General features: G+C 75.1%; 20 protein-coding genes. 3 read left to right on the top strand and 17 right to left on the bottom strand.

All coding sequences use genetic code 11. The features are described from left to right. Window positions 1-20: 20 nt before the first annotated feature. From PO879_RS08075 to PO879_RS08055, 5 genes are all read right to left on the bottom strand, one after another. Window positions 21-1,025 carry a hemolysin family protein gene (locus PO879_RS08075; RefSeq protein ID WP_278237390.1) on the bottom strand — a complete coding sequence of 335 codons (1,005 nt, stop codon included), beginning with the start codon at window positions 1,023-1,025 and terminating at the stop codon, window positions 21-23. Then, window positions 1,022-2,464: a hemolysin family protein gene (locus PO879_RS08070; RefSeq protein WP_278237389.1), complete on the bottom strand. Its 1,443-nt coding sequence runs from the start codon at window positions 2,462-2,464 to the stop codon at window positions 1,022-1,024. Before PO879_RS08070 ends, PO879_RS08075 begins: the two co-directional genes overlap by 4 nt. A 153-nt stretch (window positions 2,465-2,617) precedes the next feature. Further along, window positions 2,618-5,053, bottom strand: a complete 2,436-nt coding sequence (locus PO879_RS08065) for a glycoside hydrolase family 3 N-terminal domain-containing protein (RefSeq protein WP_278237388.1) — start codon at window positions 5,051-5,053, stop codon at window positions 2,618-2,620. 124 nt (window positions 5,054-5,177) lie between these two features. Then, window positions 5,178-5,606 carry an organic hydroperoxide resistance protein gene (locus tag PO879_RS08060; RefSeq protein WP_278237387.1) on the bottom strand — a complete coding sequence of 143 codons (429 nt, stop codon included), beginning with the start codon at window positions 5,604-5,606 and terminating at the stop codon, window positions 5,178-5,180. Between the two features lie 37 nt (window positions 5,607-5,643). Continuing rightward, the gene (locus PO879_RS08055) at window positions 5,644-6,099 is read right to left on the bottom strand and encodes a MarR family transcriptional regulator (protein ID WP_278237386.1); all 456 of its coding nucleotides are present in this window, start codon (window positions 6,097-6,099) and stop codon (window positions 5,644-5,646) included. A 136-nt stretch (window positions 6,100-6,235) separates the two neighbouring features. Between PO879_RS08055 and PO879_RS08050 the strand changes: the two genes are divergently transcribed. Beyond that, the gene (locus PO879_RS08050; protein WP_278237385.1) at window positions 6,236-6,505 is read left to right on the top strand and encodes an acylphosphatase; all 270 of its coding nucleotides are present in this window, start codon (window positions 6,236-6,238) and stop codon (window positions 6,503-6,505) included. 19 nt (window positions 6,506-6,524) lie between these two features. On the opposite strand, the gene PO879_RS08045 is transcribed toward PO879_RS08050, so the two are convergent. Both PO879_RS08045 and PO879_RS08040 read right to left on the bottom strand, forming a co-directional pair. Continuing rightward, a complete protein-coding gene (locus tag PO879_RS08045; RefSeq protein WP_278237384.1) occupies window positions 6,525-7,862 on the bottom strand; it encodes a M20 family metallopeptidase in 1,338 nt (445 codons plus the stop codon). A gap of 38 nt (window positions 7,863-7,900) precedes the next feature. Continuing rightward, a complete protein-coding gene (locus PO879_RS08040; protein ID WP_278237383.1) occupies window positions 7,901-9,688 on the bottom strand; it encodes an ABC transporter ATP-binding protein in 1,788 nt (595 codons plus the stop codon). 94 nt (window positions 9,689-9,782) lie between these two features. Here PO879_RS08040 and PO879_RS08035 point away from each other — a divergent pair, with 94 nt between their 5' ends. After that, window positions 9,783-10,631 (top strand): LLM class F420-dependent oxidoreductase, encoded by an 849-nt coding sequence (locus tag PO879_RS08035; RefSeq protein ID WP_278237382.1) that lies wholly within the window; start codon window positions 9,783-9,785, stop codon window positions 10,629-10,631. Between the two features lie 31 nt (window positions 10,632-10,662). Here the strand turns inward: PO879_RS08035 and PO879_RS08030 are convergent, their stop codons facing one another. The 10 genes from PO879_RS08030 to PO879_RS07985 form a co-directional block, all read right to left on the bottom strand. Continuing rightward, the gene (locus PO879_RS08030; RefSeq protein WP_278237381.1) at window positions 10,663-12,165 is read right to left on the bottom strand and encodes a CopD family protein; all 1,503 of its coding nucleotides are present in this window, start codon (window positions 12,163-12,165) and stop codon (window positions 10,663-10,665) included. An 89-nt stretch (window positions 12,166-12,254) separates the two neighbouring features. Then, window positions 12,255-12,704: a DUF2946 family protein gene (locus PO879_RS08025; RefSeq protein ID WP_278237380.1), complete on the bottom strand. Its 450-nt coding sequence runs from the start codon at window positions 12,702-12,704 to the stop codon at window positions 12,255-12,257. 9 nt (window positions 12,705-12,713) lie between these two features. After that, on the bottom strand, window positions 12,714-14,114 hold the full coding sequence (locus PO879_RS08020) for a proton-conducting transporter membrane subunit (RefSeq protein ID WP_278237379.1): 1,401 nt from the start codon (window positions 14,112-14,114) through the stop codon (window positions 12,714-12,716). A gap of 7 nt (window positions 14,115-14,121) precedes the next feature. After that, window positions 14,122-15,639, bottom strand: coding sequence for an NADH-quinone oxidoreductase subunit M (locus tag PO879_RS08015; protein ID WP_278237378.1), 1,518 nt, complete (start codon window positions 15,637-15,639; stop codon window positions 14,122-14,124). Between the two features lie 4 nt (window positions 15,640-15,643). Further along, window positions 15,644-17,593, bottom strand: a complete 1,950-nt coding sequence (locus tag PO879_RS08010) for a proton-conducting transporter membrane subunit (protein WP_278237377.1) — start codon at window positions 17,591-17,593, stop codon at window positions 15,644-15,646. Next, window positions 17,590-17,904 carry an NADH-quinone oxidoreductase subunit K gene (locus tag PO879_RS08005; protein ID WP_278237376.1) on the bottom strand — a complete coding sequence of 105 codons (315 nt, stop codon included), beginning with the start codon at window positions 17,902-17,904 and terminating at the stop codon, window positions 17,590-17,592. The genes PO879_RS08010 and PO879_RS08005 overlap by 4 nt, the downstream gene beginning before the upstream one ends. After that, the gene (locus PO879_RS08000; RefSeq protein WP_278237375.1) at window positions 17,901-18,464 is read right to left on the bottom strand and encodes an NADH-quinone oxidoreductase subunit J; all 564 of its coding nucleotides are present in this window, start codon (window positions 18,462-18,464) and stop codon (window positions 17,901-17,903) included. The genes PO879_RS08005 and PO879_RS08000 overlap by 4 nt, the downstream gene beginning before the upstream one ends. Then, window positions 18,461-19,408: an NADH-quinone oxidoreductase subunit H gene (locus tag PO879_RS07995; RefSeq protein WP_278237374.1), complete on the bottom strand. Its 948-nt coding sequence runs from the start codon at window positions 19,406-19,408 to the stop codon at window positions 18,461-18,463. The genes PO879_RS08000 and PO879_RS07995 overlap by 4 nt, the downstream gene beginning before the upstream one ends. Then, a complete protein-coding gene (locus tag PO879_RS07990; protein ID WP_278237373.1) occupies window positions 19,405-20,460 on the bottom strand; it encodes a hypothetical protein in 1,056 nt (351 codons plus the stop codon). Before PO879_RS07990 ends, PO879_RS07995 begins: the two co-directional genes overlap by 4 nt. Continuing rightward, window positions 20,451-20,789, bottom strand: a complete 339-nt coding sequence (locus PO879_RS07985; protein ID WP_278237372.1) for an NADH-quinone oxidoreductase subunit A — start codon at window positions 20,787-20,789, stop codon at window positions 20,451-20,453. The genes PO879_RS07990 and PO879_RS07985 overlap by 10 nt, the downstream gene beginning before the upstream one ends. A gap of 117 nt (window positions 20,790-20,906) precedes the next feature. On the opposite strand from PO879_RS07985, the gene PO879_RS07980 reads away from it, so the two are divergent. Continuing rightward, complete coding sequence (locus PO879_RS07980) at window positions 20,907-21,638, top strand: alpha/beta hydrolase (protein ID WP_278237371.1); 732 nt, start codon at window positions 20,907-20,909, stop codon at window positions 21,636-21,638. The last annotated feature ends 6 nt before the right edge of the window (window positions 21,639-21,644 follow it).

Here is a 21,644-nt window from a genome sequence, read left to right as displayed (position 1 = left end):
GCCACCGGCCGGCCGACGCCTCAGGACCGCGGGACGACCTGGCCGAGCGCGTCCTCGAGCGAGACGACACCCACCAGCAGGTCGCCGTCCATCACGACGGCGAGCTGCACGCTGGCGCGCCGCATGCCGGACAGCGCCTCGTGGACCGGCATCTGGGGCCGCACGACGTACGCCGGACGGGCGAGCTCGCGCACGGGGCGCTCGGCGGGTTCGAGCAGCGTGTCGCGCACGTGCACGATGCCGGGCGGGCCGTCACCGGTGTCGACCAGGATGCGCAGGTGCCCGCTGCGCCGGGCGGCCTCCTGCACGGCGGCGACGTCGGCGTCCGCGTCGACGGCGGTCGGTGCGGCGTCCGCGCGGACGAAGGAGGACACCTCGCGGGTGGTCAGGTCGAGGGCGCCGGCCAGCGGGGCGCTGAGGGCGTCGTCGAGCGACCCCTTGCGCGCCGAGTGGTCCACCAGGTGGCGGATCGTCTCGGCGTCCTGGCCGCCGACGGCGGCGCGGTCGACGGGTTCGACGCCCACCGCGGCGACCAGCTTGTTCGCCATCCGGTTGATCCAGCCGAGCAGAGGCCGGAACACCCAGATGAAGGCGCGGGCCGGCGGCGCGATGAGCATGGCAGACCGTTCGGGGTGGGTGATGGCCCACGACTTCGGCGCCATCTCGCCCACCACCAGGTGCAGGAAGGTCACCAGGAGCAGCGACAGGACGAACGCGGCCGAGTCGGCGAGCCAGTACGGCGCACCGACGGACTCGATCCAGGGGCCCAGCCACCCGTCCACGGCAGGTTTGGTCACCGCACCGAGCGCGAAGGTGCAGGCGGTGATGCCGAGCTGCGCCCCGGCGAGCATCACGGTCAGCTCGTTGGTGGCGCGCAGCGCGGAGCGAGCGGCCCCGTGCGTCGGGGCCATCTCCTCCAGGCGGTGCCGGCGCGCGCCCAGGAGCGCGAACTCGATGATCACGAAGAAGCCGCTCGCCACGAGCAGCAGCGTGGTGACGGCGGTCACGATCCACGGGTTCGTCATCGCCGCTCCCCCTCGCTCTCGAGGTCCTCGTCGCTCGCCACGGGCGTCTCGTCCCCGGGATCGTCGTCCGGGTCCTCGGACTCCGCCGGCTCGATCTCGTGCAGCGTCACCCGGAGCCGGGACGGGACGTACCGGTCCACGGTGAGCACCTCGATGGTCAGCCGGCGCTGCACCTGCTCGTGCAGGGCGAGCTCGACGGGTTCGGTGGCCAGCTCGACCGTCACGGTCTCCCCCACCTGCGGCAGGTGGCCGTGCTCGGCGATCACCAGGCCGGACATCGTCTCGTAGTCCCCCCGGGGCAGCTCGTGCTCGAGGACGCGCTCGGCCTCGTCCAGGTGGACGTCACCGCCCATGCGCCAGGAGGTCTCGTCCTCGGGCTCGACGATCTCGGCCTGCTCGACGTCGTGCTCGTCGGTGATCTCCCCGGCCACCTCCTCGGCCAGGTCCTCGGCGGTGAGGATGCCGGCGAAGCCCCCGTACTCGTCGATGACGCAGGCCAGCTCGTCGCGTCGTGCCGTGAGCTCCGCGAGCGCGTCGGGCAGCAGCATCAGGGTCGGCACGACCGTGGCCGGACGCATGATGTCGCTGACCGGTGCCTCCTGGTCCTCGCCGGCGGCCAGCACGTCGAGCAGGTGCACCACCCCCACCGGTTCGTCATCGTCGGAGATCACCGGGTACCGGGTGTGCGCGGCGGCCATGGCGGCGCGCGCCTCGCCGACCGTGGCGTCCGGGGCCAGCGTGTCGACGCGGGCGCGCGGGACCATGGCGTGCTCGACGTCGCGCTGGGGGAAGTCGAGGATCCGGTCCAGCATCATGGACAGCTCGTCGGGCAGGTCCCCGCTCTGGCGCGAGTCGGCCACGATGTGCTCCAGGTCGCGCGCGGTGGCGCTGGAGTCGACGTCCTCGACGGGCTCGATGCGCACCAGCCGCAGCAGCCCGTTGGCGGCGTGGTCGAAGACCGTGATCAGCCAGCCGAAGGCGGCCAGGTAGATCCGGGTGGAGCGGGCGAGCCGGCGGGCCAGGGTGTCGGGCGCCGCGATGGCCAGGTTCTTGGGGAACAGCTCGCCGAAGATCATCTGCGCCACGGTGGAGATCGCGAGCGCTGCGACGGTGCCGACGGCCACGCTGACACCGGCCGGGACGCCGACGACGCCGAAGATCTCGCCGAGGGACTCGCCGACGAGGGGCTCGGCGACGTACCCGATGAGCAGACCGGTCACGGTGATGCCGAGCTGGGCGCCCGAGAGCATGAAGGAGGTCCGTCGGGTGATCGCCAGGGCGTTGGCGGCGGCCTTGTCGCCCGCCTCGGCCTGCGCCCCCAGCCGGGAGCGGTCCACCGACATGTAGGCGAACTCCTGGGCGACGAAGTAGCCGTTGAAGGCGATGACGACCGCGATGACCACGATCCCGAGCAGCAGGGTGGCGACGGTGATCAGCACCGGTCACCGCCGGACTGCTGCGACGCGCTGTGCCGTCGATGGTCTCCGTCTGCTGGATCAGCAGCCTTGTTCACGAGTTGTTCCACGCCTCCCAGCAGGTGTTGTCCCGGGATCCTATATCGGTCCGTGGCGGGCGGCCACGGCGCGCGGAGGTCAGGCGCCGCCGGTCACCCGGGGGCTGGTCAGGGCCAGGCGCAGCACGTTGCGGGCGGTGCGCTGCAGCTCGCCCCGCGTGAGGCCGTCGGGTGCGGCCAGCGAGGCCAGCAGGGAGCCGTCGCCGTGGCGGTCCTCGCGTCCCCACGCCCCGGGCATGTGAACGTCCACCTGCGCGCGCACCCGGTAGGCGTCGTTGGTGACCGCCGGGAAGTCGGGGTCGACGGCCTCGCGCATCCACCAGTCCGTCATGACGGCACCGTCGAAGCCCCACTCGCCCCGCAGCACGGTCGTGACCAGGTCGTGGTGGTAGTGGCCCCAGACGCCGTTGATCTTGTTGTAGGACGTCATGACGGTCCGCGGCGCGGACTCGGCGACGCAGATCTCGAAGCCGCGCAGGTAGATCTCCCGCAGCGCCCGCTCGGACACGCGCGAGTCGTGGTGCTCGCGGTTGTCCTCCTGGTTGTTGGCGGCGAAGTGCTTGGGGCAGGCCGCCAGGCCCCCGGACTGGATGCCGCGCACGGTGGCGGCGGCCATCCGCCCGGTGAGCAGCGGGTCCTCCGAGAAGTACTCGAAGTTGCGTCCGCACAGGGGGTCACGCTGGATGTTCATCCCGGGCGAGAGCAGGATGTCGGACCCCTTGGCCGCCATCTCGGCCGCCAGCAGGGTGTTGAGCTCGGTGACGAGCTCGAGGTTCCAGGTCGAGGCGAGCGCCGTCCCGCAGGGCAGCAGCGCGGTGTGCGTGGCCAGCCGGATCCCGGCGGGGCCGTCCGTGGTGGTCAGGGCGGGCACGCCCTTGGCGCGCAGGGACGGCACGGTGCCGGCCAGCGCGCCCGCGTTGCCCGCGGCGCCCAGGGCCGAGTCCATCGTGAAGTCCCCGCGCGAGAGCGCCTCGAGCTCGTCGTCGTCGAGCTGGGCCAGGAAGGTGTCGAGGTCGGCCCGCCCGGCGGCGACGTCGGCCAGGTCGACCCCGGCGTCCCCGGTCTGCGCGACGGCGGCGGGCAGCCCGGCGAGCACCCGGTCGCGGCGCGAGACGGTCGCCACGGGCACCGGGGCGTGCGCGACCAGCGGCGCGCCGTCGGGTCCGGTGCGGGCCACGACGCGGTCGAAGGCGTGCGCCGGCTCGACGGCGGCGGCCTCGGCCACCTGCCGCACGACGCGCAGGTCCTCGACGTCGACGCCGCCGCACGGCAGGGCGCTGCGCACGTCGGTGCCCAGCAGGACCTCGTAGCGGCCGGCCTCGAGCACGTAGGCGGACCGGTGCCCGGTCGCCCCGCCGTCGTCGTACGCGGCGAGGTCCTCGAGCCGGAAGCGCAGCTCGAGCGTCTGGGACGCGCCGGGGGCGAGCTCGCGGGTCTTGGCGAAGGCGGCCAGGTGCCGGGCCGGGCGGCCCAGGACGCCCTGGGGGGCGCGCACGTAGACCTGCACGACCTCGGTGCCGGGGTGGACGGCGTGGGTGTTGGTGACCTCGGCCCGCACCACGACCTCGCCGCCGTCGGCGCGCACGTCCTGGGCACGCACGTCGAAGGTCGCGTAGGTCAGTCCGAAGCCGAACGGGTACAGCACGTCCTGCGCCGCGAACGTCTCGAACCACCGGTAGCCGACGTAGACGTCCTCGACGTACTCGTTGTGCTCGTGCCCGCCGAAGTGTCCGGCGCTCGGGTAGCGGTCGTAGGCGGTGGCGATCGTGGCGGTGAGCTTGCCGCCGGCCGGGACGGCCCCGGTGAGCACGTCGGCCACGGCGCGTCCCGACTCCATCCCGCCCTGCCAGGCCAGCAGCACGGCGTCGAGGTCGTACTCCCGGGTCCAGGCGAGGTCGACCACGTTGCCGGTGTCGACCACGACGACGGTGCGCTCGAACGCGGTACTGACCTGCGACAGCAGCGTGCGCTCGTCGGCGGTGAGGTGGTAGCCGCCCTCGGTGAGCGACTGCTCGCGCGCCTCGCCCGCCGCACGGCCGAGGACGACGACGGCGGTCGGGGTGCGGGCGGCGACGGCCTCGACCTCCGCGGTGGTCAGCGGCATCTCCGGGTGGGAGCGGGGCCAGGTGCCCCAGGCGGGTTCGGGGTCGACGGGGTGCTCGTCGCACCAGGTCGCGTACCGCTCGGCGAGCGGGGCGTCCACCTGCAGGTCGGTGGCCGCCAGCGCGTCGACGAGGTTCCACGAGTACGGGGGGCGCACGTCACCGCCGGAGCCGTAGCCGACGGTGAAGTAGTCGCGCTGGACGCGGCCGAACACCGCGATGGGAGCGCTCCCAGACAGTGGCAGAGCCTCGTTCTCGTTCGTCAGCAGCACGATGCCCTCGGCGGCGGCCCGGCGACACGCCTGGCCCATGCCCTCCGGGATCCACGCGTCCTCGGACCGCAGCTGCACACGTCCCTGCGCGAGCCGGTCCGAGCTGTCGACCTGGCCGATACCTGCCGCTCGTTCGTTCACGTCGAGTACTGTACGCGCCGCGACGCACCCCGGGCATCCGCTCGACGCCCCGCCGGCACCGGCCCGGGGACGCCGACGGCGGGGCGCCCGACCGGCGTCGGGCGTCCCGCCGTCGACCGCCGCCTCAGCCCTCGACGACCGAGATGGTCAGGTCGATGTTCCCGCGCGTGGCGTTGGAGTACGGGCACACCTTCTCCGCGGTGTCCGCGAGCGCCTGGGCCTCGGCGGCCGGCAGGTCCGGCACGACGACCTCGAGCTCGACGGCCAGGCCGAAGCCGCCGTCGTCGTCGGCACCGATGTGCACCCGGGCCCCGACCGAGGTGTCGGTCAGCCGGATCTTCTGCTGCCTCGCCACGTTCTGCAGCGCCGAGTGGAAGCAGGCGGCGTAGCCGGCGGCGAAGAGCTGCTCGGGGTTCGACCCCTCGCCCGACCCGCCGAGGCCCTTCGGGACGGCCATGTCGAGGTCGACGCGCCCGTCGTCGGTGCGCACGTGGCCGTCGCGGCCGGCGCCGGTGGACAACGCGTCAGCGGTGTAGCCGATGTTCTGGAGCACGGAGCGGTTCCCTTCGTGGTGGACTCGCCACGCCCGGTCAGGCGTCGGCGTGCAGGGCCAGGTAGTCGTTCGCCTCGCGCAGCCGGGCCAGGAGGTCGGCCGCGGCGGCGTGGTCCGGCGGCAGCCGCTCGGCGAGGCACCGCTGGACGTCCGCCAGCTCGCCGTGCATCGCCCGCCCGGCCTCGGTCAGCACGACGGTCACGACGCGTTCGTCCTCGGGGGAACGCCCCCGGCGGACCAGGTCACGTGCCTCGAGGCGCTTGAGCAGCGGGGACAGCGTCCCCGAGTCGAGGTCGAGCAGGCGGCCGAGCTCGCCGACGGTCAGCGGCTGGCCCCGGTTCGCGCCGAGCATCTCGACGACGAGGTACTGGGTGTAGCTCAGCCGCCACGGCGCGAGCAGGTCGGCGTAGAGCCGCCCGATGCGGCGCTCCAACGAGTACACGGCGAAGCACAGCAGCGGGTCGAGGACCTTCGAGGCACCGACGTCTGGCATGGCAGAAGTATGGCACGCATTTCCATTTCGCGCAATCCAGTTGTGCGCAATGGAAGTGCGATGGCGTGCAGGTGGCGAATGCGCCACGCGGGTCCGACGACGCCTGGGGCGGCGCGTCGAGGTCTACCGTGGAGGGGTGACCACCCGCCTGCGCGCCGTCGTCCACGGACAGGTCCAGGGCGTCGGCTTCCGGTACGCCACCGCCCGGATCGCGGAGCGCGCCGGGGTGGCCGGCGAGGTCACCAACCTCCCCGACGGCACGGTCGCGGTCGAGCTCGAGGGCGACGAGCCGTCCGTCGCGGGTGTCGTGGAGTTCCTGCACCACGGGCCCCCGGCGGCGAGCGTCTCGCGCGTCGAGGTGACCACGGTCGAACCCCTGGGCGACACGGTCTTCCGGATCCGGTGAGACGCCGGCGGACCGCCGGTCAGTCGAAGTAGTGCGGGACGTCGATGGCGCCGCCCTGGGCGGCGAACTCCGCGTGCACGCTCGCGCGCAGGGCGTCGTCGGCCAGGTAGTCCAGCGCCGTGGCCGCCAGACCCGCCGCGCCGTCGACGGCGGCCCGCACCGCCGCGGGCCCACCGGCGGCCTCGGCGAACTCCACCGTGTGCAGGGCGACGTCCGGGCCGGCGACCTGGATCAGCGGGTGGATGCCCGGGATGCGGAAGCTGACGTTGCCGAAGTCCGTCGACGCCGCGAGCGTCTCGGAGACGACCCCGCCGGGCAGCACGTCGCGGCCACGCCGCTGCTGCGCCGCGACCCACCGCCGTGTGAGCGCCTGGTTGGTGCGCACGGGCAGCGACGGGTGCGCACCGTCGTCCCAGGCGATGTCGACCTCCGTGCCCGTCATGAGCGCCGCACCCCGGGCGACGTCGTCCAGGCGCCGTGACAGGTCGCGCAGCGTGTCCGGGTACTTCGAGCGGGCGTACAGCCGCATGACGGCCCGGTCGGGGATGATGCTGGGCCGGGTCCCGCCCTCGGTGATCGTCGCGTGCACGCGGTCGATGGGCGGCAGCTCCTGGCGCAGCAGTCCGATCCCCGTGTAGGCCAGGTTCGCGGCGTCGAGCGCGTTGCGCCCCATGAAGGGCTGCGCCGAGGCGTGCGCGCTGCGGCCGGTGAACGTCCAGGTCAGCAGCCGGCGGCCCAGCCACACCTGGTCGGCCACGTCGACGCCGTAGGGGTGCAGCATGATCGCGGCGTCCAGGTCCTCGAAGGCCCCGGCCCGGGCGAGCACCTCCTTGCCGCTGTGCCCCTCCTCGGCCGGGGTCCCCAGCAGGACCACGCGGCCGGCCGGCGCGCCTGGCGCCGACACGACCCGGCGCAGGGCCAGGAACGCGCCGACCGCGGAGGCGGCGATGACGTTGTGCCCGCACGCGTGCCCGATGCCGGGCAGGGCGTCGTACTCGGCCAGCACCGCGATCGTCGGCCCGTCGTCGGTGCCCGCCTCGGCACGGAACGCCGTCTCCACCCCGCCCACACCCGTGCGGGCCTCGACGCCGTGCCGGGCCAGGACCTCGACCAGCAGCCGTGCGCTGGCGTGCTCGACGAACGCGGTCTCCGGGTGGGCGTGCAGGGTCCGGACGATCGCGGCGAGCTCCGGCTCCAGGTCCGTCGCGGCGGCCTCGGCGGCGTCGGTCAGCGCCGCGGGCGCTCCCCCGCCCGCCGGCTCGGCGGGCTGGGCGGCCAGGGCCGCGTGGCGTCGGTCGTCGGTCTCGTCGGCGATGTGGTCCAGGTAGGCCGTGCTCGGCGGGTTCGGCGCTGGCATGCGGCCATCGTACGGAGGCCGCCGCCGGACGCGAGCCGCTACGCGCTGAGGCCGCCCTCCTGGGCGGCGTGCAGGGCGGCGTACCGCCCACCGCGCCCCAGCAGCTCGGTGTGCGGCCCGACCTCGACGATGCGCCCGTGGTCCAGCACGACGATGCGGTCGGCCTGGCGCACCGTGGACAGCCGGTGCGCCACCACCAGCGTGGTGCGGTCGGCCATCAGCCGGTCCAGCGCGTCGCGCACGGAGACCTCGGACTCCGGGTCGAGCGCGCTGGTGGCCTCGTCCAGGAAGAGGATGTTCGGGTTGCGCACGATCGCCCGGGCGATGGCCAGCCGCTGGCGCTGACCGCCGGAGATGCGGGCTCCGCGCTGGCCCACGACGGTGTCCCACCCCTGGGGCAACGCGTCGACGAACTCCAGGGCGTTGGCGTCGCGCAGCGCGGCGCGGATGCGTTCGTCGTCGGCCTCGTCGAGCCCGTAGGCGACGTTGTCGCGGATCGACCCCTCGAACAGGACCGACTCCTGGGGCACGACCGAGACGTGGCGGCGCACGGTGCGCAGGTCGAGCTCGGACATGTCCTGACCGTCCAGCCGGATGCGGCCGTCGGTGGGACGGACGAAGCCGAGCACGAGGTTCAGCAGGGTCGACTTGCCCGATCCGGAGGGCCCGACGAAGGCGACGGTCTCGCCCGGGCGGATCTCGAGGTCGATGCCGCTGAGCGCGTCGGTCTCGGCCTCGGGGTACCGGTGCGAGACGTGGTCGAGCTGCAGGAGGCCCTCCACCCGGTCGACCGGGCGGCGCCCCTCGTTCTCCTCCAGGTCGGGCTCGGCCAGCACCTCGGCGATGGAGCGCATGGACTCCACGCCGCGGGCCGTGACGGGCACGAGGTTGAGGACCTGGGTCAGTCCCTGGGTGAGCAGCGTGAAGTAGGTCGACAGCACGACGACCTCGCCGGGGGTGATGGGGATGACGCCCGACAGCGACACCGCGGCGGCCAGCACGAGGCAGAACACGCCGAGGAACTGCATGGACACCCACGACATGGACTGCATGCGCCCGTTGAGCAGGTCCAGGTTGAGCCCGGCGCGCCGCACGTAGTCCGCGCCCGTGGCCACCCGGGTGGCGGCCGTCTGCTCCAGCCCGTGGGCACGGGTCACCGGGATCAGGGAGGCCATCTCGCCCACGCGGGAGGCGAACCCCTCCATCTCGCGGCGGAACTGCTCGTTGCGGGCTTGGGAGCGGCGCGCCATGGTGCGCCGGATGAGCAGCGCGGTCGGGATGACCAGGGCGTAGACCGGCAGGAACTCGGGCACCCGGATCGCGGTCATCGAGACGGCACCGACGAGCACCATGAGCGCCGACAGCAGCGGGTGGGTGACCTGCTGCAGCATGATCTCGACGTTCTCCACGTCGCGCACGACCTTGGACTGGACCAGCGCGGCGCTCGAGCGTGCGTAGTACCCGATCGAGAGCACCTGGAGCCGCTGGACCAGCGCGTTGCGCAGCCGCACACCGGTGTCGCGCACCACGGTCATGAACTTGCGCGTGTACAGGATGTGGTGCGGATAGTTCTGCGCGAGCAGCACCACGGCGACGGCGAACCAGATCATCACCGAGCCGACGGGGCCGTCCTCGGCGACGATGTCGATGACGGCACCGGTGATGACCGGCAGGAACCAGAGCGGGATCTCCTTGAGCGTGAAGGCGTACAGCGCCAGCGCCAGCTTGCCCGGCTGGGCCGTCAGCAGGCGCAGGATCGAGCGGACCGGGTGGGCGCCGTCGATGCGCTCCAGGTCGGACGTGTGGGTAAGGGCTTTCCGTCGCACGCCTCGATCGTATCGATTCAATCGCGATCGTGTCGGCCCGTCCCACCGCCGGGACGGCGCTCCCCCGTGGTCCGCCGTGCTGCAGGATGGTGCCATGTCCCGTCGCATCGGACTCAAGCTCACCCAGGACGCACCGGTCGCCGACTTCGAGCAGGTGTGGCGCACCGCCGACGACGCCGGCTTCGACCACGTGTGGGTGATGGACCACCTCGCCTCCCTCGGACCCGACCCGGCGCGCCCCGTGTTCGACGCCTGGGCGATGCAGGCGGCCATGGCCGCCCTGACCACCCGGGTCCGCATCGGGTGCATGGTCTCCGGGAACTCCTACCGCCACCCCGGGATGCTCGCCAAGCTCGCCACCACGGTCGACCACCTCTCCGGGGGCCGGCTCGAGCTCGGCATCGGTGCCGGCTGGAACGAGCGCGAGCACTCGATGTACGGGCTCGACCTGGGCGACGTGCGCACCCGCATGGACCGTCTCGAGGAGGCGCTGGTCGTCCTGCGGTCGCTGTGGACGCAGCCGACCACCACCTTCCACGGCGAGCACTACCGGCTCACCGACGCCGTCGCCGAGCCGAAACCCGTGCAGCGCCCGCACCCGCCGATCTGGATCGGCGGCTCGGGGCCCCGCCGCACCCTGCGCATGGTCGCGCGGTACGCCGACGCCTGGAACGACACCTCCAGCAGCCCCGAGCGGATCCGCGAGCTCGGCGACGTCCTCGCCCGCCACTGCGAGGACGTCGGCCGCGACCCCGCCGAGATCCGCCGCACGGTCCAGCTCCGGCTGCGCGAGCACGATTTCGCCGACCTGCCCGCGCTCGTGGCGGCCTACGCCGGGGTCGGTGTGAGCGAGTTCGTCGTCGTGCTCCCCAGCGAGGGGGACGTCCGCCCGCACCTCGACGCCGTGGTCGGCGCGCTGCCCCGGCTCCGCGCCGCCGGCTGACCGTCCGGCCGTCCGGCCGTCCGGGCCACGCCTACTCGTGCACCGAGGCGGCGACCAGCCACGCGGTCAGCAGCACGACGACCACCATGAAGCCGGTCTCGTGGCCGGCGCCGCGCTGCAGGAGGCTGCCCGCCTTGTGCGCACGGCGGGCCCCGTGGCCAGGGGCCTGCAGGAGGGGCACCACCCGGAAGTGCTGGTGGGCGCCGATCGCCGCGACCACCGCGACCACCGCGACCTTGGCCAGCAGGAACAGGCCCCAGCTGGTCTCCCACAGCTGGGAGGGCCGGTCGAGGATCGCGACGGTCAGTCCGACGCCCGCGATCCCCACCACCACGACGGACGCGGTCGCCAGCACCGAGAAGCGGCTGCCCAGCAGGCCGGCGTCCAGGGGGCGCGCGTCGCGCCGGCGTCGGCGCAGCACGACGCCGACCATGACGACCCCGCCGACCCAGGCGGCGGCGGCGAGCAGGTGCGTGACGTCGGTGGTGACGACCAGCCAGTGCGGACCGACGCTGTTGCTGTGCCCGTCCAGCACGATGCCCGCGCCGAGCAGCAGCGTGCCGACGAGGGCGAGCCACGAGCCGGCCAGCGTCCGCCGGGCCCCGAGCAGCACCGCCAGGGCGCCGGCGGCCTGGAGCCCCAGGACCAGCCCCGTGTCCCCGGTCAGGGCGTCGGCGAGCGCGGACGGGCTGACCGCGGCGGCGACGTCACCCTGCGCCACGACGACCGACCGGGCGGCCAGCCGCAGCGGCACGCCGACGAGCGCGAGCACGCCGACCCAGCGCACAGCCGTGAGCACGGCGGGCACTTCCTCCCGGTCGCGTCCGCGCAGGACGAGCGCGGCGAACAGCAGCCCGCCGCCGGCCACCAGCGCGCCCCACAGGACCGCGGCGCCGGCGAGCCGGGCGACCACGGCGGCGAAGCCCGCGGCGTCCTCCTCGTCGGCCGCGACCTCCGGGTCGGCTGCCGCCTCGGCGTCCGGGGCCGCGGTCGGCGAGCCCTCCGCGTCGGGTGCGGCGTCCTCGCCCGCGTCGCCGTCGTCGGTCGACCCGCCGTCCGGCGCGGCGCCCGTGACGGTGAAGGCGACGGTGCCGTCCAGAGGATGGCCGTCCTCGGCCGCCACGCTCCAGTCGAGCGTGTAGTCGCCGTCGGTCAGCGGCTCCTCGGGGGTGGCGAGCAGGACCACGCCGTCCTGCTGCGGGGTGACCTGCACCGGTACGGCCCCCTCCGGACCGGTGACCTCCACGGCCTCGCCCAACGGGGTGACCGGCAGGGTGAACGTCAGGACGACCTCCTCGACCGGCCCGTCGGCGGTGGAGCCGTCGGCGGGCTCGACGGTGTCGAGGTCGGTGTGCGCCTGCGCGGGGACGGCCCCGGCCAGCAGGAGCATCAGACCGAGCAGCACGGCGCCGGCGGGAGCAAGGATCCGGCGGTGCGGGATCTCGGGGTGGTGGACGCGGCCGGGTCGGCCGTGCGGACGGACGGGCAGGGCGGGGGCGGCGCGGAGCGCCGCCCCGGTGCGACGGGCGGTCATGGGGTCCTTCGGCGGGGTCGTTCCGGGAGAGCCGGCGTGGCCGGCTGCTCTGGGCACAGGGGGGCGGGTCGTCGACGACGACCGCCCGCTCACGTGCGCGAGATCCCGAGCGCGAGGAGGTCCGGCGGGGCGACGCTGCGCGTGGTGGCGACCAGGGCGCCGACGAGGCGTCGACCCGCAGCCCGTGCGTCCTGGGCCGGCGAGGGCACGGCACGCGCCCGCAGCGCGACCAGCGCCAGCAGCGCGGCCGCGGCCAGCAGGGTGCAGACCACCAGGGTCCCGTGGTCGTGGTCCTCGGCGGGACTCTCGTGCGTGTGCGCCGTGCCGTCGCCGGGGACGGGCGCGGCGTGCTCGGGGGCCGCGTGGACCACGCCACCGGCGGACCCGTGCAGGTGTCCCGCGGACACCGAGGAGGCCGAGGGCTGGTGGGATACGACGAGCAGCACCAGGGCAGCGACGAGCAGGGCCACGCCCGCGCCCAGCAGCAGCGCGCGCAGCAGTGGCCGGCGATCCGCCGGGCCCGGTGCCGAGCTCGTCATCCTGCGATCCTACGCGCCACCGATCGTCGCGCCGAGGGCCACCCCCAGCACCAGGCTCGTCGCCGCCGCGACGTGCAGGGTCGCGGCCGCCGGCCGCCGCACGCCGGCCACGCGCGGGCGGGCGGAGGACACCGCCCGGAACGCCGGGGCGATCCAGCGCAGGTAGTAGAAGAGGCTGGCCACCGAGTTGGCGGCGGCCAGGACGACGAGCCAGGCGTACCCGCCGTCGGCCGCGGTCGTGAACGCCGCGACCTTGCCCACGAACACCGCGGTCGGCGGTGTGCCGACGAGGCCCAGCAGACACACCACCAGGCTGACCACCAGCCACGGTCGTCCCGCCACGCCGGCCGCCCACCCCGCCGGCGTGCTGCGCCGCGGCACCGCGGCCACCGCGGCGAACGCGCCGACGTTGGTGACGGCGTAGGCCGCGAGGTAGACCTGCAGCGCCGGGCCGGCCGGCTCCACCGTCCCGGCGACCGCGACGATCATCAGCAGGTACCCCACCTGGCTGATCGTGGAGTACGCCAGCAGGCGTTGCAGCGAGCTCTGCCAGAACGCCGCGAGGTTCCCCAGCGTCATGCTCACCGCCGCCACGAGCGCGACGGCGAGCGCCAGGCCCGCGGGCGCCTCGGCGAACGGCTCCGCGACGAGCCGGAACGCCGCGGCGAGCGCCCCGACCTTCGGCACGGTGGTGATCAGGGCGGCCACCGCCGGGCTCGCGCCGTCGACGGCGTCGGGCACCCAGAAGTGCGCGGGGACCGCGCCCGCCTTGAACAGCACCGCGGCGAGCAGGCCGAGCGTGGCCAGCGCGCCGAGCGCCGGGGCGGCGTCCGGCAGCCCCGCGCCCGCGGAGGCGTAGCCCGTCCGGCCCGTGGCGAGCACCAGGGCGGTCACGCCGACCAGCAGCACCACGCCGACCAGGGCGCTGAGCAGGTAGTACTTCAGCGCCGCCTCGGTGCCGCGGGCGTCCTGGCGGAAGGCGGTCAGCGCGTACGCGGGCACGCTGGCGAGCAGGTAGGCGGCCACCAGCAGCAGGGCGTCGCTCGCGGCGGCCAGGGCGTCGGCGCCCAGGGCGACCAGCAGCGCCAGGACGTACGCCTCCGTCTCGCGGGGGTGCCCGGCGAGCTCGGTGCGCAGCAGCACCACCACGCCGAGGGTCGCGGCAGCCACCGCCAGGCGGACGACGCCGGTGGTGGCGTCCACGGTCCAGGTCCCGGCGAACACCGTCCGCGCCGGCCCGGCCAGGGCTGCGGCGGCCGCCAGCGCGCTGGCCAGGCACCCCACGGCGGCGACGACGGCGACCCGGCGCTGGGCTGCCTGCGGCGTCCACAGCCCGAGCAGCAGTCCCCCGACGGCCGCGACGAGCAGCAGGCCCTCGGGCAGCAGTCCGGCCAGGTCGTCCCCCGTCATCGGCGCCTCACCGGGCCACCAGGGCGACCAGGCCGTCCGCGGCCGGCCCGACGACGTCGACCAGCAGCCAGGGCACCAGACCGACGGCGACGCTCAGGGCGAGCAGGGGGACGACGGCGACGCGCTCGGTGGTGGTCACGTCCCCCACCGCCGTCGCGTCGAGGCCCTCGGGCACCCGCAGGTCACCGGTGAGCAGCCGCTGCAGCGCCCGCAGGAACAGCCCGGCGGTCAGCAGGATGCCCACCACGGCGATCGCCACGGCCACGGGCACCGCGGCCAGCGACCCGGCGAACACCTGGAACTCGGCGACGAAGCCCGACAGACCGGGCAGCCCGAGCGACCCGAAGGCGGCCACGGACAGCAGCACCGCGAACCCGGGGACCACCCGGCCCAGGCCACCCCAGCGGGCGAACGCGTAGGTGCCTCCGCGGTTCCACAGCACGCCGGCGACGAGGAACAGCGCGCCGGTGAGCAGTCCGTGGCTGACCATCTGCACCACGGCCCCGGTCGCGGCCACCCCGGCCGCGCCCGCGGCGTCCGCGGCGTCGGTGCTCCCGCGGGCGAGCACGCCGACCGCCCCGAGCCCCAGCAGCACGTAGCCCATGTGGTTGACCGAGGTGTAGGCGATCATCCGCTTCAGGTCGTCCTGGGCCAGCGCCACCAGGGCGCCCCAGAGCACGCTGACGACACCGACGACGACGATCCAGGTGCCCCAGCGCTGCCACGCCTCGGGCAGCGTCGGCATGACGATCCGCACGAACCCGAAGGTGCCCAGCTTCAGCAGCACGCCCGCCAGCACCGCGGAGCCCTCGGCCGGGGCGTCGGTGTGCGCGGGCGGCAGCCAGGTGTGGAAGGGGAACAGCGGCGTCTTGACCGCCAGCCCGACGAAGAGGGCCAGCAGCACCCAGGAGGCGGTGGCGTCCTGCCCGGCCCACGGCGGGTCCTCGACGAGGCGCACGATGTCGAACGTGCGCGGCTCGCTGCCGAGGAACAGGCCGATGAAGCCGAGCAGCAGCGCGAGCGAACCGAGGAACGTGTACAGGAAGAAGGTCAGGGCGCTGCGCCGGCGGTCGCCGTGGCCCCAGCCGGCGATGACGAAGTACATCGCCACGATGGACAGGTCGAAGAAGAGGAAGAACAGGATCAGGTCCAGCGCGGCGAACGTGCCCAGGCAGGTGGTCTGCAGCAGCAGGAAGAGCGCCGCGTGGCTGCGGGGCCGCGGGGTGCCGCGCAGCGACCACACGGCGCAGCACCAGAACAGCACCGCGGTGAGCCCGAGCAGCGGCAGGGACAGGCCGTCGACGCCGACGTGGTAGGAGGCGTCGACGGTCGGGATCCAGCGCAGCTTGACGTCGTTCTGGACCCCGCCGCCGGCGTCGAAGCCCCACCAGATCCACGCCACGAGCGCGACGACGGCCGAGGACGTCGCCACCCACGCCCAGGACGCGACCCGGTCCGGGACGCGCGCCGCGACGAGCACGAGGCCGGCGAGCACCGGGAGCAGGACGACGACGGTCAGGAGCACGGGGTCACCTCACGAGGATCAGCAGGACGAGGAGCGCGCCGAGGCCGGCGGCCACCTGCGCGTAGTACTGGTGCAGCAGGCCGGTCTGGGGACGCCGGGCAGCCCGGCCGGCCCGACCGGCACCGGTGGCGACGTCGCGCACGACGCCGTCGACGCCGCGGTCGTCGGCCACCGCCGCGTGCCGGGCCCCGGTCACGGCGAGCCCGGCGACACCGTGCACACCCCGGTCGATCCCGCCGTCGGCCGTCCCGGCGCCCCGGGCCGCGGCCAGGGCCCCGGTCGGCACGGAACGCACGGCACGGTCCAGCCCGGCGTCGGCGCGGTCGACCGCACCGGCCAGCCGCACGGCCGCGCTCCCGGCGGCCGCGAGCAGCGCGGGCAGGGACCACCAGCCCTGCATCGGCGCACGCTCGGCGGCCCGGGCCAGGCCCGGGCGCCACAGCACGGCCGCGGCCACCAGCACGGCGAGCCCGCCGGAGATCGCCAGGGCCGACGGCGCCGGGGCGGCACCGGGCTCGACGTCCAGCACCCCGGCCACGGCGTCGCGCACGCCGGGCAGGGCCAGGCCACCCAGGCCGACGGCGGCCGCGGCCAGGGCCAGCGCGGCGGCGACGGCCGGTACCGGGGCCGGGGAGCCGCCGTCGCGCCCGGCGGTCGGGGCGAGCACGACCGCGACGACCTTGGCGGCGTAGGCGGCCGACAGGGCCCCGGCGACCAGGAGCACGACGTGCAGCACGGCCCCGCCGGGCAGGTGCGCCTGCTCGAGGCCGAGCAGGACCTCGTCCTTGGTCACCCACAGCGACAGCGGGGGGATCCCGGCCAGCGCGGCCGCCCCGGCGACGACGGCGGCCCCCACGAGCGGGTAGCGGCGGGCCGCGCCGCGCAGCTCGGCGAACGCCCGCGTGCCCAGCGCCCCCAGCCAGATGCCGGCCGCGACGAACAGGCCCGCCTTGACGACGGCGTGGGCGACCAGGTGCTCGGTCCCTGCGAGCAGGCCGGTCCCCGCCCCGGCGGCGTACGCCCCCGCGGCCGCCACGACGAACCCCGTCTGGGCCGCGGTGCTCGCCGCCAGGAGCTGCTTGAGGTCGGTCTGGGCCACGGCGGCCAGCCCGAGCACCAGGGCGGTGGCGGCCCCGGCCCAGACCGCGGCGGTCGCCCCGCCCGCCGTCAGGTCGGGTCCGACGCGCAGCAGCAGGTAGCCGCCGGCGGCCACCATGGTGGCCGAGTGCAGCAGGGCGGACACCGGGCTCGGCCCCTGCATGGCCGCGGACAGCCAGCCGGACAGGGGCAGCTGGGCCGACTTGCCCAGCGCCGCGACCACCACGCCGGTCGTGGCCACCGCGGCCCACGGGTCGGGCAGGCCGCCCAGCCCGGACAGGTGCAGGCCCCCGCTGCCCGCCAGCACGGCGCCGGCCGCGACGTACAGCCCGAGGTCGGCGGCCCGGGTCGTGAGCAGCGCCGTGGTGCCGGCCGCGGTCCGGCCCGCCAGCCGCCAGCGGAACCCGATGAGCGCGTAGGAGGTCGCCCCCATGACCTCCCAGCCGAGCAGGAGCACGGGGAAGGTCGCGGCGGTGACGGTGAGCTGCATGGCGGCGACGAACAGCAGCCAGTAGCCGAAGAACCGGGCCCGGGACGTGCGGGCCTCGTGGTCGACCGCGGCGGGCACCGTCACGGTCAGCGCGACCGCGGCGACGGTCACGGTCAGCACGGCCGACAGGCCGTCGACGGCCAGCGCGAGGTCCGCGCCGTCGGCGACCGCGGCGGCGCCGCGACCCAGGAACGGCACCGTGACGACGGGACGCCCGACGGCGGCCACGACCGCGAGCGCCAGCCCGACGGCACCGAGGCCGAGCGCCAGGGGCGCGCCGACGCGGTCCAGGCGGTGCCGTCCGAGCAGCAGGACCGCGCCGCCCGCGGCGGGCAGCAGCACGAGGAGCAGCAGGGCGGCGCTCATCCGGCGAGGTCCTCGGCGGCGTCGACGGTGTCGACCTGGCGGGCGCGGTAGATCGCCAGCGCGACGGCGAAGCCCATCGCCATCTCCACGGCCATCACGACGGTGGCCATCAGCACCAGCACCTGCGCGCCGGGCAGCTGCGGGGTGAGGAAGGCCCACGCGGCGCCCGCCGCCAGGAGCACGCCGTTGACCACGAGCTCGAGGCCCATCATGACCATGACGATCGACTGCTGGGACAGCGCCCCGAACAGCCCGGTGCCCACCAGGGCGGCGGCGACGGTCAGGACGACCTGCAGGGTCAGCTCGGTCATCGCGGCAGGCCTCCTCGGACGGGGTCGTCGGGCGCGCGGCGGTCGAGGTCGGGTCCGAACCGGTCGTAGCGTCCGCGGTGCGTGGCCAGCGCGATGCCGGCGACCATCGTGGCGAGCAGGACGACACCGACCAGGATCATGACGAGCATGTAGTCGCCCATGACCGCCTCGCCGACCTGGGCCGTCGCGTCGTCCGGCGGCGGGCCGGGCCGGTCGGGCCAGTCGGTCGTCCACACGCCGACGGTGAGCAGGACGAACGCCGCGGCACCCACGACGGCGGACCCGGTGGTGTTGTGCACCATCGTCATGGGCACGAGCCCGGCCGGGTTCATCATCAGCATGATCATGAACACCGCCATGATCGCCATCTCGATGGTCATCATCAGGATGGTCAGCAGGCCGAGGTAGGCCAGGTCCATGACCAGCAGGGCGGCACCGGTCGCCAGGAACGACGCGAGCAGCGAGAAGGTGGCGCGCGCCATGGAGTCCACCACGAACACCAGCACCCCGGTGCACACGGCGACGCCGCCCAGGGCGGCCAGGACCAGCAGCTCGGTCATCGGTAGAAACCTCCCAGCACCAGCACGGCGGCGACGGCGGACTGCAGGATGGTCGCGGGCAGCAGGACGACCCACGCGACGTCGGCGAAGCGCTCGGGCCGCACGACCGGCCAGCGCCGCCCCACCCCGACGAGCAGGGCCATCACGGCGAGGGTCTTGAGCGCGTACCAGACGGGGCCGGGCAGGACCGGACCGTCCTGGCCGCCGAGGAACCAGGCGGCGGCCGTGGCGGCCGCGACCCCGAGGAACACCGCCCGGCCGACCTGCACCAGGAGCCGGTCCACCCCCGAGACCTCGGCGAGCACTCCCCCGGCGAGATCGGCCCCCGCCGGGGCCCGGAACGGCCCCCAGAAGGCGAACGCCGCGGCCCCGAGCAGGAAGACCACGAAGGCCACCGGCATCGTCCACAGGAACCAGTTGCCGTCCGCCTGGGCGGCGACCACGTCGGTCGCGCGCAGCGAGCCGGCACCCACCCCGACCGTGATGATCGCGAACATCAGCGGGAGCTCGTAGGCGAGGCCCTGGGCCAGGAAGCGGTAGGCCCCGACCAGCGGGTGCACCGCGTTCGGCCCCCAGCCCAGCAGCCAGACAGCGGCCCACAGCAGCGCCTCGGCGGCGTTGAACCACACCAGGTCCGCCGAGGTCGAGACCACGCTGCGTCCGCCGAACGGCAGGACCGCGGCCGACAGCAGCGCGAGCACCGGGGTCGCGACCAGCGCCACCGTGCGCAGCAGCCGGTCGGGGGCGAGCGTGGTGCGGCGTCGTTCGAGCAGCAGGCGCGCCCCGGCCCGCAGCGGTGTCACGGCGCGCAGGACGGGGCGGCCGCCGGGCGCCGGCGCCCCGCGGACCAGGGCGTCGAGTGACGCGAGCACGAGACCGAGCAGCACCGCGACGCCCGCCACGGCGAGCCCGGCCCAGGGCGACGTCCAGGTGGTCTCCGTCATCGTGGCTCCCCCGGCCCGACGTCCACGCACGCGACGGCGAGGCGTGCCCCGGCGAGCTCGGACCCGTCGAGCGCGGCGGCCACCGTGGCGGGGTCGGCCGCCGCGGGCGGTGCGGCGCCGTCGAGCACGTCGCACCACGCGACCAGGCGGTCCAGCACGTCACCGCCCCCGGGCGCGGGGATCCCGCGCAGCGACCAGGCCAGCGTGCGCGAGCGGCGGAGGTCGCGTCCCAGCCGGACCGCCCCGTCCGCCCCGGAGGGTTGGTGCTGCACGACGGCGTCGCGCACCCGCCGGGCGCGCCCGAGCAGCCGTTCAGGGCCGGACAGGGTCAGGACGCGGCAGATCGCGTCCAGCGCCCGCACCGGCCTCTCGGGCAGCGGACCGGGACCGGTGTCCGCCCAGCGCACGTGCAGCTCGGTCAGGACGTCGCCCTGCATGGCGGCCTGCACCAGCAGCCCGTCGGGGGCGCCGGGCATCCAGGGGCCGAGCGTCAGGGACAGGGTCTCGAGCTCGAGGCCGTCGCGGTCCGGCGCCGAGGAGGCCATGGGCAGGCCCGCCACCAGCATGCTCCCGTGGCCGCCGTGGCCACCTTCATCATGCCCCTCGTGGCCCTCGTGGCCGCCCTCGTGGCCCTCGTGGCCGCCCTCGTGGCCCTCGTGGCCGCCGTGGCCCTCCTCGGGCTCCGGCCCGCGCCCGAGCCACGGGTCGCCGTCCGCCGCGCCGGCCCGGGTGCGCTGTGCGTCCCACGCCTGCAGCGCCTCCGCGGCGCCGTCCAGGGCGACGCCGACGTCGTCCCCTGCCGTGAGGCGGGCGGACGCCCGGGGAGCGGGAACCTGGGCCCAGAGCACCTCGACCGCGGCCGCGAGCTCGGGGCCGGGGGCGCCGGCGACGACGAGCAGGTCGGTGTCGGCCGGCGAGGTCGCCGGTGGCCAGCCGCGCCGCAGCAGCACGGACTCCACCTGCCGCGCGAGCGCCGCCCCGTCGGGGGCGACCACGAGCAGCACGCGCGGCTGCGCCAGGGCGAACCGGACCAGACGCCGTCTCAGACCCACCGCAGCGCTCCCTCGCGCCAGGCGTAGAGGACCCCCACCAGCAGCACCGCGAGGAACGCGAACATCTCGACCACCGAGGTCGCACCCGTCTGCGCGATCACGACGGCCCACGGGTACATGAAGATCATCTCCATGTCGAAGGCGAGGAAGAGCAGACTCACCGCGTACCAGCGGACGTGGAACCGCGACACGGCGTGCTGCGCGGGGAGCGTCCCGGACTCGAACGGCAGGCTGAGGACCGGCGTGCGAGCCACGGCCAGGGCGACGGCAGCACCACGCAGGCCCAGCACGAGCAGCGCGATCCCCAGCACGAGCCCGACCGCGGCCATCAGCGTCCGACCCTCCCGTCGTCCGGTGGTCCTGCCGTGGGCCCATGGTGACGAGGATCGGTGAGGTCAGCATCTCGGACGCCTCCCGGCCGGCGGCCGTGGACGTAGGCTCGGAGCATGGGCACGGCACCGACCCGGCTCGTCCTGCTGCCCGGCTGGGCCGAGACGGGCGGGGTGTTCGCACGACTCCTGCCCCGGCTGCCCGGGACGGTCGTGGCCGAGGTGGTCGAGCTGGCCGACCCGGCGATCACGGACTGGTCGGTGCGCGCCCTCGCGTCGCGGGTCGCCGAGACGCTGGACCGGCCCCGGCCGTCGGTGGCACGCACCGTCGTCCTGGGGACGTCCAGCGGTGGCTACGTGGCCCAGCAGCTCGCCGTCGACCGCCCGGACCTGCTCGACGGACTCGTCCTGGTCGGCTCACCCGTGGACCTGCGGAGCAGGCCGCCGTTCGCCGACGACGTCGAGCGGCTCACCGACCCCGTCGACCCGGCGTGGGTCCGCGCGTCGCTGGACTGGTTCGGCACGGGCGCCACGATCCCCGCGGACTTCCTCGCGGCGCGCTCCGCGGAGTCGGCCGCCCTGGGCGCTCGCGTCTGGCGCGACTCGCTGCGCGGCCTGGTCGACTCGAAACCGCCGCTGTCCACGGGGACGATCGAGGTGCCCACGCTGGTCGTCGGCGGGGCGCTGGACGAGCTCGTCGGCCCGAGCCACGAGCGACTCCTGGCGGCCCTCCCCCGCGCCCGCGGCACGGTGTACGCCCGCACGGGTCACCTCGTGCTCTGGGAGCGCCCGGAACGGGTCGCGGCCGACGTCGTCGCCTTCCTCGACGACGTCGGCCGCGACCGGTGAGCCGGG

It is taken from the genome of Isoptericola sp. AK164, from assembly GCF_029643425.1.
Taxonomy (GTDB): domain Bacteria; phylum Actinomycetota; class Actinomycetes; order Actinomycetales; family Cellulomonadaceae; genus Isoptericola; species Isoptericola haloaureus.
This window is presented reverse-complemented; position numbering and strand designations above follow the sequence as displayed.

Excerpts from the sequence above, each read along its gene's own strand:
- PO879_RS08075 (WP_278237390.1), bottom strand. The coding sequence starts at position 1,025 with ATGACGAACCCGTGGATCGTGACCGCCGTCACCACGCTGCTGCTCGTG.
- PO879_RS08055 (WP_278237386.1), bottom strand. The coding sequence starts at position 6,099 with ATGCCAGACGTCGGTGCCTCGAAGGTCCTCGACCCGCTGCTGTGCTTC.
- PO879_RS08045 (WP_278237384.1), bottom strand. The coding sequence starts at position 7,862 with ATGCCAGCGCCGAACCCGCCGAGCACGGCCTACCTGGACCACATCGCC.
- PO879_RS08035 (WP_278237382.1), top strand. The coding sequence starts at position 9,783 with ATGTCCCGTCGCATCGGACTCAAGCTCACCCAGGACGCACCGGTCGCC.
- PO879_RS08030 (WP_278237381.1), bottom strand. The coding sequence starts at position 12,165 with ATGACCGCCCGTCGCACCGGGGCGGCGCTCCGCGCCGCCCCCGCCCTG.
- PO879_RS08025 (WP_278237380.1), bottom strand. The coding sequence starts at position 12,704 with ATGACGAGCTCGGCACCGGGCCCGGCGGATCGCCGGCCACTGCTGCGC.
- PO879_RS08020 (WP_278237379.1), bottom strand. The coding sequence starts at position 14,114 with ATGACGGGGGACGACCTGGCCGGACTGCTGCCCGAGGGCCTGCTGCTC.
- PO879_RS08010 (WP_278237377.1), bottom strand. The coding sequence starts at position 17,593 with ATGAGCGCCGCCCTGCTGCTCCTCGTGCTGCTGCCCGCCGCGGGCGGC.
- PO879_RS08005 (WP_278237376.1), bottom strand. The coding sequence starts at position 17,904 with ATGACCGAGCTGACCCTGCAGGTCGTCCTGACCGTCGCCGCCGCCCTG.
- PO879_RS08000 (WP_278237375.1), bottom strand. The coding sequence starts at position 18,464 with ATGACCGAGCTGCTGGTCCTGGCCGCCCTGGGCGGCGTCGCCGTGTGC.
- PO879_RS07995 (WP_278237374.1), bottom strand. The coding sequence starts at position 19,408 with ATGACGGAGACCACCTGGACGTCGCCCTGGGCCGGGCTCGCCGTGGCG.
- PO879_RS07985 (WP_278237372.1), bottom strand. The coding sequence starts at position 20,789 with ATGGCCGCGGTCGGGCTCGTGCTGGGGATCGCGCTGCTCGTGCTGGGC.
- PO879_RS07980 (WP_278237371.1), top strand. The coding sequence starts at position 20,907 with ATGGGCACGGCACCGACCCGGCTCGTCCTGCTGCCCGGCTGGGCCGAG.